Annotated in this window: 18 protein-coding genes; 11 read left to right on the forward strand and 7 right to left on the reverse strand. The window is 63.7% G+C overall.

Going from position 1 to position 15,693, the window contains the following annotated elements; all coding sequences use genetic code 11:
• Both EOA49_RS23855 and EOA49_RS23860 read left to right on the forward strand, forming a co-directional pair.
• Nucleotides 1-664, forward strand: a 664-nt coding sequence (locus tag EOA49_RS23855; protein ID WP_164749271.1) for a nucleotidyltransferase family protein, incomplete at its 5' end; no start/stop codon positions are given.
• 32 nt (nt 665-696) lie between these two features.
• Nucleotides 697-1,587: an alpha/beta fold hydrolase gene (locus tag EOA49_RS23860; protein WP_127241609.1), complete on the forward strand. Its 891-nt coding sequence runs from the start codon at nt 697-699 to the stop codon at nt 1,585-1,587.
• On the opposite strand, the gene EOA49_RS23865 is transcribed toward EOA49_RS23860, so the two are convergent.
• Entirely contained in the window at nt 1,588-2,637 is a 1,050-nt protein-coding gene (locus EOA49_RS23865) for a DUF1176 domain-containing protein (protein ID WP_127241608.1), read from the reverse strand. It lies immediately after the preceding gene.
• 144 nt (nt 2,638-2,781) lie between these two features.
• Here EOA49_RS23865 and EOA49_RS23870 point away from each other — a divergent pair, with 144 nt between their 5' ends.
• Complete coding sequence (locus EOA49_RS23870) at nt 2,782-3,285, forward strand: DUF1993 family protein (RefSeq protein WP_127241607.1); 504 nt, start codon at nt 2,782-2,784, stop codon at nt 3,283-3,285.
• Between the two features lie 50 nt (nt 3,286-3,335).
• Here EOA49_RS23870 and EOA49_RS23875 read toward each other — a convergent pair whose 3' ends face one another.
• On the reverse strand, nt 3,336-3,500 hold the full coding sequence (locus EOA49_RS23875) for a DUF1127 domain-containing protein (RefSeq protein ID WP_082954041.1): 165 nt from the start codon (nt 3,498-3,500) through the stop codon (nt 3,336-3,338).
• 384 nt (nt 3,501-3,884) lie between these two features.
• Here EOA49_RS23875 and EOA49_RS23880 point away from each other — a divergent pair, with 384 nt between their 5' ends.
• The 3 genes from EOA49_RS23880 (at nt 3,885) to EOA49_RS23890 (ending at nt 6,833) form a co-directional block, all read left to right on the forward strand.
• Nucleotides 3,885-4,343, forward strand: coding sequence for a hypothetical protein (locus tag EOA49_RS23880; protein WP_095779640.1), 459 nt, complete (start codon nt 3,885-3,887; stop codon nt 4,341-4,343).
• 117 nt (nt 4,344-4,460) lie between these two features.
• Nucleotides 4,461-5,528: an aldo/keto reductase gene (locus tag EOA49_RS23885; protein ID WP_067328473.1), complete on the forward strand. Its 1,068-nt coding sequence runs from the start codon at nt 4,461-4,463 to the stop codon at nt 5,526-5,528.
• Nucleotides 5,529-5,564: 36 nt separating this feature from the next.
• The gene (locus tag EOA49_RS23890; protein WP_127243386.1) at nt 5,565-6,833 is read left to right on the forward strand and encodes a cysteine desulfurase-like protein; all 1,269 of its coding nucleotides are present in this window, start codon (nt 5,565-5,567) and stop codon (nt 6,831-6,833) included.
• A 1-nt stretch (nt 6,834) separates the two neighbouring features.
• On the opposite strand, the gene EOA49_RS23895 is transcribed toward EOA49_RS23890, so the two are convergent.
• The 4 genes from EOA49_RS23895 to EOA49_RS23915 all read right to left on the reverse strand — a co-directional run bounded on the left by EOA49_RS23895 (nt 6,835) and on the right by EOA49_RS23915 (nt 11,606).
• Nucleotides 6,835-7,863 (reverse strand): histone deacetylase family protein, encoded by a 1,029-nt coding sequence (locus EOA49_RS23895; RefSeq protein ID WP_127242207.1) that lies wholly within the window; start codon nt 7,861-7,863, stop codon nt 6,835-6,837.
• The gene (locus tag EOA49_RS23900) at nt 7,860-8,357 is read right to left on the reverse strand and encodes a GNAT family N-acetyltransferase (RefSeq protein WP_164747071.1); all 498 of its coding nucleotides are present in this window, start codon (nt 8,355-8,357) and stop codon (nt 7,860-7,862) included. The genes EOA49_RS23895 and EOA49_RS23900 overlap by 4 nt, the downstream gene beginning before the upstream one ends.
• Before the next feature lie 224 nt (nt 8,358-8,581).
• Complete coding sequence (locus tag EOA49_RS23910) at nt 8,582-9,964, reverse strand: aspartate aminotransferase family protein (RefSeq protein ID WP_127243387.1); 1,383 nt, start codon at nt 9,962-9,964, stop codon at nt 8,582-8,584.
• Nucleotide 9,965: 1 nt separating this feature from the next.
• Entirely contained in the window at nt 9,966-11,606 is a 1,641-nt protein-coding gene (locus EOA49_RS23915; protein WP_127241008.1) for a N,N-dimethylformamidase beta subunit family domain-containing protein, read from the reverse strand.
• Between the two features lie 144 nt (nt 11,607-11,750).
• On the opposite strand from EOA49_RS23915, the gene EOA49_RS23920 reads away from it, so the two are divergent.
• The 3 genes from EOA49_RS23920 (at nt 11,751) to EOA49_RS23930 (ending at nt 12,894) form a co-directional block, all read left to right on the forward strand.
• Entirely contained in the window at nt 11,751-11,999 is a 249-nt protein-coding gene (locus EOA49_RS23920; RefSeq protein ID WP_095800826.1) for a ParB N-terminal domain-containing protein, read from the forward strand.
• A 132-nt stretch (nt 12,000-12,131) separates the two neighbouring features.
• Nucleotides 12,132-12,527, forward strand: coding sequence for a GFA family protein (locus tag EOA49_RS23925; RefSeq protein WP_095779642.1), 396 nt, complete (start codon nt 12,132-12,134; stop codon nt 12,525-12,527).
• A gap of 154 nt (nt 12,528-12,681) precedes the next feature.
• Nucleotides 12,682-12,894 carry a hypothetical protein gene (locus EOA49_RS23930; RefSeq protein WP_067328366.1) on the forward strand — a complete coding sequence of 71 codons (213 nt, stop codon included), beginning with the start codon at nt 12,682-12,684 and terminating at the stop codon, nt 12,892-12,894.
• Between the two features lie 40 nt (nt 12,895-12,934).
• On the opposite strand, the gene EOA49_RS23935 is transcribed toward EOA49_RS23930, so the two are convergent.
• Nucleotides 12,935-13,846 (reverse strand): hypothetical protein, encoded by a 912-nt coding sequence (locus tag EOA49_RS23935; protein ID WP_127217050.1) that lies wholly within the window; start codon nt 13,844-13,846, stop codon nt 12,935-12,937.
• A 187-nt stretch (nt 13,847-14,033) separates the two neighbouring features.
• Here EOA49_RS23935 and EOA49_RS23940 point away from each other — a divergent pair, with 187 nt between their 5' ends.
• The gene (locus tag EOA49_RS23940) at nt 14,034-14,906 is read left to right on the forward strand and encodes an undecaprenyl-diphosphate phosphatase (RefSeq protein ID WP_066995237.1); all 873 of its coding nucleotides are present in this window, start codon (nt 14,034-14,036) and stop codon (nt 14,904-14,906) included.
• Between the two features lie 54 nt (nt 14,907-14,960).
• The coding region (locus EOA49_RS23945) for a phosphodiester glycosidase family protein (RefSeq protein WP_127243388.1) at nt 14,961-15,693 on the forward strand (733 nt) is incomplete at its 3' end.

The following is a 15,693-nucleotide window of genomic DNA, read 5'->3' on the forward strand; positions in this document are numbered from 1 at the left end:
GTTGATGGAAATCCCGTCCAGGCCGCAGCCGCGCGAGCCGCTGCCGTCGCGGTCGGCAAAAGCGGAGCCGAGGGTCGACATCGTGCTTCTCGCCGCCGGGCGCTCCAGCCGCATGGGCGGGCCGAACAAACTGCTGGCGCTGTTCGACGGCAAGCCGCTGGTGCGGCGCACCGCCGAGCGGGCGCTGGGATCGAAAGCGGCCAACGCCATCGTCGTCACCGGCCATCAGCGCGAGCGGGTGCGCTCGGCGCTCTCAGGTCTCGATATCACGCTTGCCCACAATCCGGACTTCGCCGACGGGTTGGCCTCGTCGCTTAAGGCGGGCATCGCGCGGGTCGCGCCCGACGCGGCCGGCGCCATGATCGTGCTCGGCGACATGCCTGGTATCTCGTCTAAGGATCTCGATAGGCTGATCGATGCGTTCCGCCGATCCGGGGGCCACGCGGCGGTGCGCGCGGCGCATCACGGCAAACGCGGCAACCCGGTGCTGCTGCCGCGGTCGCTGTTTGCCGCCGTCGCGCAGCTCGAAGGCGATACTGGCGCGCGCCATCTGGTCGAGGCCGAAGGGCTCGACGTCATCGATGTCGAAATCGGGCAGGGCGCTTCGATCGACGTCGATACGCGCGAGGCGCTGGAAGGCGCGGGCGGCGTGCTGCAGGATTGACAAACCGAAGCCGAATTTCGCATGGCTTCGGAATGTCTTTGCGCTGCCGAACTCTGCTCACTTTGCTCGCCGCAACAGCTTTTTCGCTCTCTGCCGCCGAGGGCCAGACGTTGTCGCTGAAACCCTTCAAGGACGAGCTTTTCGCTTACCCGGCGACGCTGTCGAGCGGCGACAACGGTGCCTATACGGTGCTCGACTATCGCGAGATGCGCGACATCAATCAGCGCGACGAGGTGCCTGAAAGGCGTGTGCATGCCCAATATATCGACCCCGGCGTGCGCAAGATGCAGCAGGACTTGATGCTGAAGACCGATGTCGGCGATGTCCGGCATGTCGCAGTCGGCAAGACGCAAGGTGCCGCCATCATCGTCCTTTACCTGCACGGGCAGGGCGGCAGCCGCAAGCAGGGCGTCGACGACTTCACCTTTGGCGGCAATTTCAACCGCCTGAAGAATCTGATGGCCGAAAATGGCGGTCTTTATCTTTCGCCGGACTTTCCCGATTTCGGCGACAAGGGCGCCGCCCAAGTCGCGGCTTTGATCGACCACTATGCAGAGACATCGCCCGGCGCGAAAATCTTCGTCGCCTGCGGCTCGATGGGCGGCATTCTCTGCTGGAAGCTGGCCGACCGCAAGGATATTGGCGCCCGCGTCAGTGGGCTCCTGCTGCTCGGCTCGCTCTGGGACGAAAGCTTCTTGACCAGCCCGGCGTTCAAGCGCCGCGTGCCGGTGTTCTTCGGCCAGGGCAGCCGTGACGTGGTTTTCCAGGTTGAGAAGCAGGAAGCCTTCTTCCGCTCGATCCTCGCCAAATCGAAGACCTATCCGACCCGCTTCGTGCGGTTCGAGACCGGCACGCATGGGACGCCGATCCGCATGGTCGATTGGCGCGGCACACTGAACTGGATGCTGACGAAAGCGCCCTGATCAAGGCGGCGTGTTGTAGTCCAGGACGGTCTCGGGATTGATCTCGCCGTCGTAAGATGCATCGACATCATACTGCACCAACGAGAAATTGCCGTGGCGGAACAGATAGGTGCCGGTCGATGAAGCGTCGCCAACGCCGCGCCATTTGTTCATCGAGGTGATCGTCTTGGTCTTGTCGTCATATTCGGAATTGACCAGTTGGTCGTCGGTCTGGAAGCCGATGATGTGGATGCCCTCGACCTTGCCTTCGCTGTTGTTGTTCTCGTAACGGATGTCGAGTTCCGGCGCGGCGAACTGCAACTGCCGGACGCCGGATACATCGTCATAGATGTAATAGACCGCGCTTTCATTGTAGGCGGCCATCGAGCAGAAGAAGCGGAAGAGCCGCGTCTCGCGCTCCGGCTCGTCGGCTCCGGCGTCCTTGTCCTTGTAATGGATCGAGTAGGCGTCCGGCTCGCCGGCCGGCTTGCCTTCCGGGTTCTCCTTGTCGCACTGCTCGCCATAGGCGGCGAGGAACGCCTTCCTGGCCTGTTCCAGCGCCTCGTCCTTCTTGGGCGGCGGCGGGCCGTCGCCGCAGCTTGTCGGCACGGCATCCTGGAAATCCGAAGCCGACGGCTTCAGGGCGCCCTTGTCGATAAAGATCGGCTGGAACGGCGGTTCCTGGATCTGCGCGTTGACCTGGCGAATCGTGTAGCAGCCGGCAAAGATCTTGGCTTCGCCCTTCTTGTCGGTGGCCTGGATGGCGACAGGGACGCTGTAGTAGATGCTGCCGGCAGCACCTTCGTCCGATACCGCGCCGGTCTTGACCTCGACCGTGTCGGTGCTGTCGTAGCCTTTAACGAAGGCGTCGAAATCTCTTGCCGGCTTGGTGTCGCCGAAATAACCCCAGGCGCGGGCGAATTCATGCCGGTTGATCGCGCTGTAGAGCGAACGGACAACAGCCTCGGCACTGGACCGGTCGTCGATATAAGGGGCTTCGGCTGCAAGCGCCGACCGGCCGATGCCCGCAAGGGAGAACAAGGCAGTCGCTGCGATAATGGCAGGTCTCATCGGGAATCTCCGCTCGATAACGAAAATACTACCACCGCGATTGCGGCGAGGCGGTGACGGGGGCGCAGGGCTGCTTGAAGAATCGAGCCGGGAAGCGCTAGCTCACGGCCCGCGGCGCTGACGCCGCCTGGGGAGATAACTCACGTGACCATATCCATGTACGATATTTCGGTGGCCGTCTTTTCGGCCCGGCTGAAGGCGCTGGCCAGCGTGCTGTCACTGGCCGAACAGAACGCCGCCGACCGCAAGATCGACCCGCAGGTGTTTCTGACCGCGAGGCTGGCGCCCGACATGCTCGCGCTGACCCGGCAGGTGCAGATCGCCACCGATCATGCCAAGGGCGCGCCCTCGCGGCTCGCCGGCCGCGAAGTGCCGAAATACGAGGACAACGAGTCCAGTTTCACAGAGCTGCACGCCCGAATCGCCAAGACGCTCGATCATCTGGCGACATTCTCGGCCGCCGATCTGGACGGGTCGGAGGAGCGGACGATCGAATTGAGGCTTGCCGGACGCGAGGTCTCGATGGCCGGACTGCAATATCTGCTCGACGCAGCCATGCCGAACTTCTACTTCCACATCACCACGGCATACGACATCCTGCGGCACAATGGCGTGCCACTGGGCAAGTCGATTTTCCTGGGACGCTGAACACGGAGAGGTTTCCCGGCGCGGCCGAGAACCCTCTTTTCATCGTTGAATCAGCGTATCGACATCTCGCGGGCGATACGCGGAAAGTCGGCCGGCTTGATGCCGATATCGGCGCGGTCGGCGTTGCTCATCGCGTTCAGCAGCGCGAGCGCCGATCGGTAACGCTGTTGTTCCTGCGGCCGCGGCCGCGCGAACATTTCGGTGAAGAACCCCATATTCCAGCCCCTTGTTTGTCCTCCACACGCCGAGAGTATAGGTGATTTGTTACAATTGTGCAGTGCAGCAAGCGCATGGCAGCCATGCCTGGTGAATTTTTTCCGCCAAAATCGCTTCTCTTCTGAAACTTTTGCGGAAACTCGACCGTACGGCACGGTCCTGGCGGGTGGGCTTTTTCCTCGCCACTCTGGCGACCTGCCGGTCGGTATCAAATGCAGCGCGGCTTTGATCTTTCCGGCCGGCGTCTGCGGCTGCAACACAATCGTTAATGTCGTCGGCATTCATTTTTAACGACAGCGATCTATGGTCGACGGCAACAATGAACGCCGTTGCGACAGGAGGAGGCTGAGATCGGGACCGGGAACAAGCTGGATTTCGCTTCGTTGCTCGACGACCTCATCATCGCTTCCGAGAAGGGCGAAGACGGGGGCGCCCGGCCCTCGATTCCATTCGACTATCTGTCGGTGGCGGACGAGCTTCACTCCGGCCGCATCAAGGTCGCCGGCGAAAGCGTCGCCGCCGAGTACCGCGAAGCGGGCGCCGACCTTGCCGCCGAGTTCGCCGCGCTTCTCGACCAGGCCAAGCTGGCTCTCGCTGAGGAAGAGCATCGCCCTGAGGAAGAGCTGGCGCCGATCGACCCTGAATCGATTGCCGGCGAGCTCGGCCTCGATCGCCCTGCGAAGGATACCGATTTCGGGCGCATTCGACGCAACTTCGCCTTCGCCAACCATCCGGACCGTGTCGCCCCGCATCTGCGTCAGCGCGCCATGATCCGCATGCAAGTGGCCAACATGCTGATCGACGAGGCCAAGCGGCGCGCGCTGGCCGCGGCACGACGCTAACCGGTTTCCGAATTCACGCAAAAGTCGCCAGGACCGGCTTGGAGAAAATCCGGCCTATGCCTTATGCTTGAATTCCTCCCCGCGCAGCCGCGCGCCACCTCCCGCCGGAGACATTTCATGCAAAAACGCCGCCTCGGTCGGACAGACCTCCTTGTTTCGCAAATCTGCCTCGGTTCGATGACCTGGGGCCAGCAGAACACAGAGGCCGAAGGCCATGCCCAGATGGATCTGGCCTTCTCGCGCGGCGTGAATTTCATCGACACCGCCGAGCTTTACCCGATCCCGCCCAAAGCCGAGACGCAAGGGTGGACCGAGAGGATCATCGGCAGTTGGATGAAGACCAGGGGCAACCGCGACAAGGTCATCATCGCCTCGAAAGTGGTCGGCCGCACGGCCAACGCCTGGTTTCGCGGCGGCCGGCCATCGAAGCTTGTGCGCGCCGACATTTTCGATGCGGTCGAGAAGTCGCTCGCCAAGCTCCGCACCGATTACATCGATCTCTACCAGATTCATTGGCCGGACCGGGACATTCCCTGGGGTTCGAACCCGACGCGGGTCGGGGCGGTAGCGCGGCGGGCCGATGCTGTCGGAGCGCCGGCGGACGAGACGCCGATCGCCGAGACGCTAGCTGTCTTCGAGGAACTGGTGAAGGCGGGAAAAATCCGCCATTTAGGCCTGTCGAACGAAAGCTCGTGGGGCGTCATGCGTTTCCTGGCCGAGTCCGACAAGGGCGTCGGCCCGCGCGTCGCCTCGCTGCAGAACGCCTACAATCTCGTCAACCGCACCTTCGAGGTGAACCTGGCCGAAGTCTGCCAACGCGAAGAGATCGCGTTTCTACCTTATTCTCCGCTGGCGCAGGGCTACCTCACCGGCAAATATGATCACGGCGCGCGGCCGCAAGGCTCTCGCACGCAGCTCTTCAATCGCGGCCAGCGCTACGAGACGCCGAATGCGGCGGAAGTGCTGCTCCAATACAGCGAGCTGGCGCGCTCTTTCGGCATGGAGCCGGCGCTCTTCGCCAACGCCTATGTGACGAGCCGGCCTTTTGTGACCGCGAATATCGTCGGCGCCACCAGCGTCGCGCAGCTCGACATGGCGCTGTCTTCGGTCGAGGTCCGCTGGACGGAGGAGATGCAGAAGGCGGTCGATGCCATCCACCAGCGCGTCGGCAACCCTTGCCCGTGACTGGAAATCATTGAGAAGGACGAAGGGATGGAGGCGATGGCAGATTTTCCGATCGAGCTCGTGCGCGGACGGTTTCCAGCACTTTCGCTGACCGACAAGGGCCGCCGTCGCATCTATCTCGACAATCCCGCCGGAACCCAGGTGCCGCAGGCGGTGGCGGATGCGGTCTCGCGCTGCCTGCTAACGACAAACGCCAACCTCGGCGGCTTCTTCGAAACGACGGTCGCGGCGCAGCAGGTGGTCGATGATGCGCATGCGGCGATGGCCGATTTTCTCGGTGCGGCAAGCGTCGAGGAAATCATCATCGGCGCCAATATGACGACGCTGACCTACCACATGTCGCGCACACTCGGCCGGACGATGAAGCCGGGCGACGAGATCATCCTCACCCGCATGGACCACGAGGGCAATGTCTCGCCCTGGCTGCAGCTTGCAGAGGATCTCGGCCTTGTCGTGCGTTTCCTGCCCTTCGACGACAAGAGCTGGCAGGTCGAGGAAGCGCGGCTGAAGGCGCTGCTTTCGGAAAGGACGCGGCTTGTGGCGCTGAACTATGCCTCGAACCTCACCGGCTCGATCAACCGCGTGAGCGAGCTGACGGCACTCGCCAAGCAGGCCGGGGCGCTGGTCTATGTCGACGCGGTGCAATTCGCGCCGCACGGGCTGATCGACGTTCAGGCGCTGGGCTGCGATTTCCTGGTCTGCTCGGCCTATAAATTCTTCGGGCCGCATATGGGTATATTGTGGGGCCGCCGCGACGTCATCGATGCGCTGAAACCCTACAAATGCCGCTGCTCGTCCAACCACCTGCCGGAAAGATTCGAGCTCGGCACGCCGCAGATCGAGCTGATGGCTGGGTTGACCGCAGCGGTCGACTACTTCGCCGATCTCGGCGCCGCAGCCGGCGAGGGCGGTTCGCGGCGGCAGCGGATAGCGAGAGCCTTCGAAGTGTCGATCGCTTACGAGAACGCGCTCGCCCGGCAGTTGATCGAGGGCTTGTCGGACATCGAGGGGCTGACTATCCGCGGCATTACCGACCCGGAACGCTTCGGCGATCGCGTGCCGACAATTTCCTTCACGGTAGAGGGCATCGCGCCGGAAACGATCGTGCGACAGATGAATGCCGAGAACATCTTCCTGTGGTCCGGCCACAACTATGCATGGGAGATCGTCCACCAACTCGGCATTCCGCCGGAGCAGGGCGTCGTGCGCATCGGCATCGCGCATTACAACACGGCCGCAGAGATCGACGAGACGCTGGAAAGCGTACATCGCGTCATTGCAATGCTGAGGCAGCAGCGCGCCTGAACTATCCTTTCTTCCCGCCAAAGCCGGTCAGGAAAGCGGTGAGGTTGTCGCCGAGCGCATCGCAGAGGTAGCCGCCCTCCTGGATGATGACCGTCGGCAGGCCAAGGCCGGCGATCGCCTCGCCGATGCGCGCGAAGCCGGGCGTCGTCACCGAAAGGCCTCCGAACGGGTCGCCTTCGAATGCGTCGAGGCCGAGCGCGACAACCAGCGCTTCCGGCGCGAAGGCACGGATGCGCCGGAAGGCTGTTTTCAGCCCTTCCAGAAAGGCCGCGTCGCCGGATTTGCGCGGCAGCGGCAGGTTGAGGTTGTAGCCGAGGCCCGCCCCTTCGCCGCGCTCGTCGGCATGGCCCCAGAAGAAGGGGTAGAAGCGCACCGGATCGGCATGCAGCGAGACGGTCAGAACATCCGGCCGGGCGTAAAAGATTCCCTGCGTGCCGTTGCCGTGATGCAGGTCGACATCGAGTATGGCGACGCGTCCCGCGTCCTTTCTCAGCACCTGCGCGGCGACCGCCGAATTGTTGATGAAGCAGAAGCCGCCCGCCACGTCGGCAAAGGCGTGATGGCCAGGCGGGCGGCAGAGCGCGTAAGCCGCCGTCGCGCCGGCCATCACGGCTTCGGCGGCTTCCACTGCGCTCCAGGCGCTCCAGAGCGCACTGTTCCAGGTCTCTACCGAGATCGGGCAGGCGGTGTCGGCCATATGATAGCCGGCCTGGCCGACCGCCGAGGCCGGGTAGGAGCCGCCGCGGCCGATTGGATGGATGTTCGGGATGACCTCCGCCGAGGCGCCTTCGATGCGTTGCCAGCGCGCGAAGATGTGCTCGAGAAAGTCGAGATATTCGGGCGTATGCACGGCGGCGATCGGCCCAAGGCCATGGTCCTTCGGCCGCTCGATCGTCACACCGGCCGATCTTGCGCCGGCTAGCAATCTCTCGACCCGTTCCGGCTTTTCCGGATTGGGCTGCGGCGCGCCGCTGGAAAGGAAGGCCCTAGGGTCATGGTGCTTCTGTTCCTCGGCATAGAAGGCTTTCATCGTTCGTCCTCCGGCGCGTCGGCAAAGGCAAAAAAGGCCTCGCCGACAATCTTGTGCACCTGCTCGTAGCTCGACCGGCCGATACCGAGCTTTTCATAGAAGGTCTTGGCGGTTTCGTTATCGGTGTCGACGGAGAGCCTGAGATAGACGCCGCCTGCAGCGCGACAGTCCTTGGCCACGCGCCGCAACAGCTTCTCACCGATGCGGCGGCCGCGAAAGCGGTCCTCGACATAGAGGTCCTGCACAAAGACCCCGGGCCGGCCCATCCAGGTCGAAAAGATCGGAAAGTGCAGGCAGAGCCCGGCAAACTCGCCGTCGACCTCGGCGATCAAGGTCGAAAAGGCGGGCTTTGCGCCGAAGCCGTAGCGGCGGAGGTCATCCGGTGTCGAGGTGATCTCTTGATGCGCGCCGATGTGGGTACCGAGGCGCAGCAAGGCGGCATGGATGGTTTCGGCATCCTCGATTTGGCCGGGGCGGAGGATAATTGTGCTCACGACAAGTATGGCGCCCGGGCACCCCCCTCTGTCCCGCCGGACATCTCCCCCGCAACGGGGGAGATCAGCAGGTGCACCGACGGCGCGGTTCCTGCAACGTCGGCGATTGGCGAAAGCGACAGGGACATCGGATCTCTCCCCTTGCGGGGGAGATGGCCGGCAGGCCAGAGGCGGGTGCGAAGGATCGCGAACATCTCAGGACGTCTCAAAGCGCCATTTCACCCTCAGCCTGCCACCGGCAGGTCGAGTTCTTCCGCCAGCGCCTCGAGCGAGTCGCCGATGATTGCGATCATCTCGCCGATCTGCTCGCGCGTGATGATCATCGGCGGCGCCACCATGAAATTGTCGCCGTCGACGCCCCCCTTGACCTTGCGGCCATAGATGATCAGGCCGCGCGCATAGGCGTGGTCGAGCAGGCGCTGCGTTGCCTTTTTCGCCGGCGCGATCGGCGTCAGCGCCTCCGGATCGGCGACCATCTCGGCGCCGAGCAGCAAGCCCTTGCCGCGCACGTCGGCGATGAAAGGGAAACGCTTCTGCAACGCCTTCAACTCTGCGATCAGCACATCGCCCATGGTCGCGGCGTTGGCGATGAGATCGAGCCGGTCCATTTCGCTCAGCACCGCAAGGCCGGCCGCACAGGCAAGCGGATTGCCGGCGTAGGTGTGGCCGTGCTGGAAGCCGCCCGAGGCGAGCAGCGGCTCGACGAGCCGCATGGGAGCCGCCAGCGCGCCGAGCGGCGCATAGCCGGAGCCCAGCCCTTTTGACAGCGCGACGATGTCCGGCTTGCAGTTCCAATGGTCGCCGCCCAAAAATTTACCGGTGCGGCCGGCACCGCTCATCACCTCGTCATGGATGAGCAGGATGCCGTAGCGGTCGCATATCTCGCGGATGCGCGCATAGTAGCTGTCGGGCGCGACAAGGGCTGCCGTTGCCGCGCCGCCGACGGGCTCCATGATGAAGGCGAGCACGCTTTCCGGGCCCTCGGCCTGTATCTTGTCTTCGAGCATGTCGGCATAACGGATGCCGCGCTGCTCCATCGAGAGGTTGTCGCGATCGCGCCAGGCAGCCGGCGCCGGCACCGTCGGCATCACCCGCATCAACGGCGTAAAAGTCTCGGCAAGCGCGTCGTCGCCGGTGATGGCGAGCGAACCCAGCGTGCCACCGTGATAGGACGGGAAGCGGGTGATCACCTTCCAGCGCTTCGGCTGCCCGGTGGCGACCGCCCATTGCCGGGCGAGTTTGATGCAGGATTCGGTCGCTTCCGAGCCGCCCGAGACGAAGAAGATGCGGTCCATGCCTTCGAGCAGCTTGTGAGCCAGTGCCCGCGCCAGTTCTTCCGCCGGTTCGTTCTCGAAATGAAGCCGATAGGCGAAGGTGGTCTTGTCCATCTGCCGCTTCATGGCGTCGAGCACGTTGCGGTTGGAATGGCCGATATTGGCGACCATCGGTCCGCTGGAACCGTCGATGAAGCGGCGGCCGTCCTTGGTCCAGAAATAGATGCCCTCGGCGCGGTCGACGAGTGGCCGGCGCAGGCTGGAGAGATAGAACAAATGCGACGGCGGCCGCGCTTCGGCTTCAGGCGAGGGCTGCACTTCCGGTGTCGGCATGTCAGGACTTTCCGAGATAGCGGTCGAGAACATTCTTGGTGACGCGTTCGACCATCGCGTCCTGCCTTAGCAGGCCGGCGACCCATTCGCAGCTTCCGGCGTGGAAGACTTCGCCCTTGCCGCGCGGGAAATTGACGATCATGCCGTTGCCGCGCTTGACCTTATCGAGATTGGCGTCGCTGGCCTCGCCGAACAAAGTCTCGGCGGTGAAGCGGCCGTCCTCGTCGGTGAGGAACTGGTCTTCGATCGGAATGTCGGCGCTTTCCTCGACCTGACTCGCTAGGCCGACGGCCAGCACCTGCAAGCCGTCCGGCGCGCCGCTCTCTTCAGTCGGGTACGGCAGGCCGCCGCGTATTTCGAAATCGAGCCCGTCGACCTCATAGCCATAGACATGGCTATCGGCGCCAAGCAGGTCGCCATAATAGATGCCGGTGCCGGCGAAGGCCCAGTGCTCGGGGCGGTAGACCGGGAAGCCGCGCACACCGCGCGGCACGCAGCCGCCCCAGCCGGCATAGACGCCACGCGTCGCGTTGAGGCCGAAGGTAGCGCTGCCCGGACGGCCGATCTCCGGCGCTTCCCAGGAATTGGTGGCGCGGGTGATGTCGCCGCCGCGATAGGCCGGGTCTTCGGCCCGCGCCCGGTATTTGTAGCAAACCTGGCGTCGGCCCTCGTCCTCCAGCCTGGTCTGCCACATGAAATTGCCGGCGAAGCGCGCCGCGTGGCCACCGCGCTCGACATAAGCGTCCACCGCGTCGCGCATCTCCCAGGTCCAGTATTCGTCGTGGCCGACGAAGACGACGCAATCATAGCCGTCGAGGATTTCCGGCGAGAAGTGCAGCTCGTGCTGGCTGGCGAGGTCGACCTGATATCCGGCGCGTTCGGCAAAGCGGAAGAAATGGCTGTCGTAGCTTGCCCAGCCGGAAGACGCGTATTTCTTCGAATGTCCCGTGGCAAAGGCCCATTCCATATGCGGATAACGCGGCACGGTCTTCGGCGGCACAGCGACTTCCAGGGGCACGCGCGGTGCATCCTTGGGCAGCACGACGAAGCCGCGGCACCAAGGGCGCTGCGTGGAGACCATCGTGGCATATCGGTCGCGGTTCGGGCCGGTGATGCCCTGATAGTGGTTGGAGCCGCCCCAGGTGTTATAGGCGAGCCAGGTGACGGTCGCGGCGATCTGCAGCAGGCGACCAGGCTTGCGGCCGGGCAGGGGCGCGACTATGAAGAGGTGGTGGCTCTCGATCGGCGTGCCGTCCGGCCCTTCAGCCGAAAGCCTGACACGGTAAGCTCCCGACGGCCAGTCATCGCCGATGCGGAATTCGAACGAGGCTTCCCAGCCGCAGCCGTCGACCGAACATTGCTCGGGCGTTTCCTGCCAGCGCGCCGACAGTCCCGACCCATCGAAGACCTTGGTTTCATCGCCGCCGTCGCGGACGATGACAATCCTGAATTGCGGGGCCGTCGAGCTGACGAAAATCGTCACCGTCTCGCCCGGACGATAGGAAAAGCGGTCGCTGTAGCACCAGATCTCGCCGCTCGAGCCATCCATGCCGGGCCACTCGTAATAATGCCCGCGCACCGCCTCCCGGCGCTGCTCGGGCGTCAGTCCGAAATCGGGAAAGTCGGCGGGCCGTTGCGTCATGGAAAAACCGAAACCAAGAGGTCGCCATTGAGACCGTAGGACGGCCAAGCGTCAAATGGAAACGATCGGGCCAGCAGGCGCTTGGCCTTATCCGGCAAACGGCTTATTTGATCTTCAGGCGATGTTTGAACGCCGGGAGCCAAGATGCTGCGCGTGCAAAGGGTCAAGGTCGACGACATCTATGTGCCGATGGCGAGGCGCAAGACGCTGCATCCGGAGACGGTGCGCCATCTTGCCGAGGATATCCTCGAGAACGGCATGAAGACCCCGATCCAGGTGCGCCACGACGGCAAGCGCCATGTCCTGATCGAGGGGCTGCACCGGCTGGAAGCCGCCAAATGGCTCGGCGAAACCGAGATCGACGCCTATCTCGTCCAGGCGCGCCGCCACTGACGCCATTCCCTATCGGTTGCCGTGTCGGCCCGTGCATCACCGTGAGCGATCGCGTCCTATCAATGCTTTTTAATTGACGCTGCGATGTTCGCCGCTACCGTGCCGGCCTTCCTGTCAATCGGGTACTTGGAAATGGCGAAATACCAGGGCGGATGCCTGTGCGGCGCAGTGCGCTATCGCGCCGAGGCCGAACCAATCAACGAGCGCGTCTGCCATTGCCGGCTGTGCCAGAAGGCGATCGGCGCCGCCTTCAATGCGCGGCTCCTGTTTCGCATCGATGATGTCACGATCGAGGGGCCGGTGGCGACGGTCAATTCCTCGCCGGACCTCAAGCGTGGCTTCTGCCCGGCTTGCGGCACGACGATCTTTTCGCGACGTGACTCCAGGGGCATTCTCGGCGTCACATCCGGCTCGCTCGACGATCCGTCCGCGTTCAAGCCCGACATGCATTTCTGGACCGCTTCGAAGCAGCCTTGGGTGCGGCTGGATGACGGCCTGCCGCAATATGAGGGGGCACCGCCGGCATAGAGTTTTCCGTTCTCCCACAACAATGGGAGAAGGAAGAATGCCTGCACAAAAATTTCATCTTCGATTCACGAGATAGCCGGCAAAGCGTCATTGGCGGGCCATCATTGGCTGCCTATCTAAAGCGCCACGCGGGAAGGCATCGAGGAGGCGACGGATGAGCGAGAGCAGCAACCCCCTGGACGAGCTTTTGAACGACCCGATGATCCAACTCGTGATGGAGCGAGACCGCGTGCGCCCGGCCGAGCTTCGCCTGCTCTTGGAAAAGGCTCGCGACAGGGCTGCCGACGATTCCCGCTTCGACCAGCCGGTGCTGCCGCCGGCGCATATCGTGGCCAGAAGCTGCCTGAAGCAATGGCTGTACCGCTAAAGCGCGTGGCGCCGAACTGACGCGCTTTAGATCTTTCCGATCAGCTCGAATACGCCGGCAAATAGCTGTAATGACTGCGGAGATAGGCGATTTTGTAGCCGAGCCGGGCGTAGTTGCGGTAGGCCGGACCGTCGCGTTCGGGGCGCGGCGCCTCGATGTCGGCGACGAACAGTCTTGCGCCGGCGGCTATGCCGTCGCGGACCAGCCTTTCGCCAAGCATGGCGTCGAGGTCGAAGCTCGGCTCCATGATGCCAGGCACCGGGGCGTCGATCCCGCTCCAGGCGGCGCCATCCGAGATGAACATTGAACGCACGGCAGCCACGGCGCCATCGCGTTTCAGCATGTAGTGACGCCAACCCTCGCGGCCGACCAGCGCCATGAGCCAGGGCGAGGTGGGCAGCCTGTACTTCGCATCGATGAAGGAGGCCCATTCGGGAGCGGTCTTGGACGTAACCTCTTCGACCGACAGATCGTCTGCCGGGAACAGCGGCTCGGCAGGCAGCGGCGTTGCGTCGCGAAAAATTCGTTCCCAGCCGCTCTGATGCTGGAGCCCGCGCGCTTCCAGCCAGCAGCGCAGCCGGGAAGGCTCGGTGTGCGGGCTTGTGCAGAACCACGGCCGCAAGATGCCGGCAGCGCGGTAATGCGCCAGCAGCGAATCGAGCTGATCTTCCGTGGCCGGGCCGTCGACGCCGATGTTCTTCACGCAGTTGAAATGGATGAACGGGATCGTCGTGCAGGTGGTCCAGACGAGGTCGCCGTCGCGGGCGAGCGACAAGCCGTGCCGCGCGGCGAATTCCGTGGGCGCGGCATCGTAGAGATCGAGCCAGGCATTGACCTCTGCGCGCTCGATGGCGCGGCTCAAATCACGCGAGACCTCCTCGATCCCGATTTCCGGATGGTGCGACACCGGCGGGACGACCGGCTGCAGTTCCGAGAGGGCGGCAGTCGACATGCTAGTCCTCCTCCGATCTGCCTTACAGTGTAAGATTAGCGCATGATAATATGGAAGCGCCTGTTGTCAAGCAGGATAAGCGGCACCTTACAAATCCGTGAATTGGCTTCGCCGTACCATGAGGCTAAGCCTGCCCTTGAGGGGCTTTGCGCATAACAATTCATTTTTCGCCGGGGAAAGGACAGGGATGACGGACGTCTGCACGCAGGGATTGGACACCGGCTTTGTCAGCCTGGGCTACGCCAAGGTGGCGTTTCTCGGCATCGTGCAAGGCATCACCGAACTGCTGCCGATCTCTTCGACGGCGCATATGCGCGTCGTGCCCGCCGTGCTTGGCTGGCAGGACCCGGGCTCGGCCTTTTCTGCGGCTATGCAACTCGCGGCCCTTGCCGCGGTGATCAGCTATTTCTGGAGCGACGTCAGGGAAGTCGCGGTGGGGTCGCTGGCGGCGCTCACGCGCCGCGACTATGCCAACCGCTATTTCCGCCTGGCGATCGGCATCGTGCTTGCCACCGTTCCGATCGTCATCGCCGGCCTCGCGCTATCCAGCGTGCTCAATGCCTGCAACTCGCCGTTGCGCGGGCTGGCCGTGATCGGCTGGGCCTGCATCGCCATGGCCGTGCTGCTTGCGCTGTCGGAAATCTATGCCCGCCACAGGCTGACCCTGGACAAGGTGTCCGTGCTCGACGCCTTGCTCGTCGGCGTGGCCCAGGTCGGCGCGCTCATTCCCGGCGTGTCGCGCTCGGGATCGACGCTGACGGCGGCGCTGGGTCTTGGCTATGCCCGCCCGGAGGCGGCGCGGCTTTCCTTCCTGCTCGGCCTGCCGGCCATCGCGTTGGCAGGCCTGAAGGAGCTTTGGGAACTGCACAAGATTCACCTCGGCGCTTATGGCTGGTCGGTCCTGGCGGTCGGCCTCGTCGTCGCTTCGATTTCCGCCTTCTTCGCCATATGGGGACTGATGCGCGTGCTCGAGCGCTTTTCCGCCTGGCCCTTCGTCATCTATCGCGGCCTGCTCGGCGTCGTGCTGCTGATCGGCGTCGCCGTCGGCTGGCTGAGCTAGAGGCTTTCGCCGAATCCGCTATACCGGCACCTGAACCTTGTTTCGGGTGCGCCTATGGACATTGCAACCCTGCTCCAATCGCTGCCTTTGCTGGCAGCGCTGGTGAAATCGGCGGTGCCGGCAGTGGTCGGTGCGGGCCTGGGGCTCAGCCAATGGGTCGCAGCGCTGCCGCCATGCCGCAATCACACCTTCGAGACCGCGACCTATCTCGTCTGCGAGACGGACCCGAAGCATTACTCGATCGAGCTGTTCTGGAAGGATCCCGACGGCAAGCTCTACCAGTCGCTGCACAATCTTCGAAGCGCCCAGCAGGCGGCCGGACGCACCATGCTCTTCGGCATCAATGCCGGCATGTACCATCCCAATCTCGCGCCGGTCGGTCTCTATGTCGAGCGAGGGCAGCAGATCGCGTCGGCGAAGACCGGGGCCGGCTCCGGCAATTTCTCGATGCAGCCCAACGGCGTCTTCTATCTTAGCGACGGCAAGGCCGGCGTTCGCGCGACGAAGGATTATCTGAAGCGTTCCCCGAAGGTGGACTATGCCACCCAGTCCGGGCCGATGCTGGTGATCGACGGAAAACTGCATCCGAAATTCCAGGCCGACAGCCCTTCGCGAAAAATCCGCGACGGCGTCGGCGTGCGTGGCGACGGCGTCGTCGTCTTCGCCATCTCGAACGACGTGGTGACTTTCCACGAATTCGCGCGCCTGTTCCGCGACGAACTCGGCTGTCCCAACGCGCTCTTCCTCGACGGCTCGATCTCCAGCCTCTATGCGCCGGCCATTGGCC

The sequence above is a fragment of the Mesorhizobium sp. M1A.F.Ca.IN.020.04.1.1 genome (assembly GCF_003997315.1).
Taxonomy (GTDB): domain Bacteria; phylum Pseudomonadota; class Alphaproteobacteria; order Rhizobiales; family Rhizobiaceae; genus Mesorhizobium.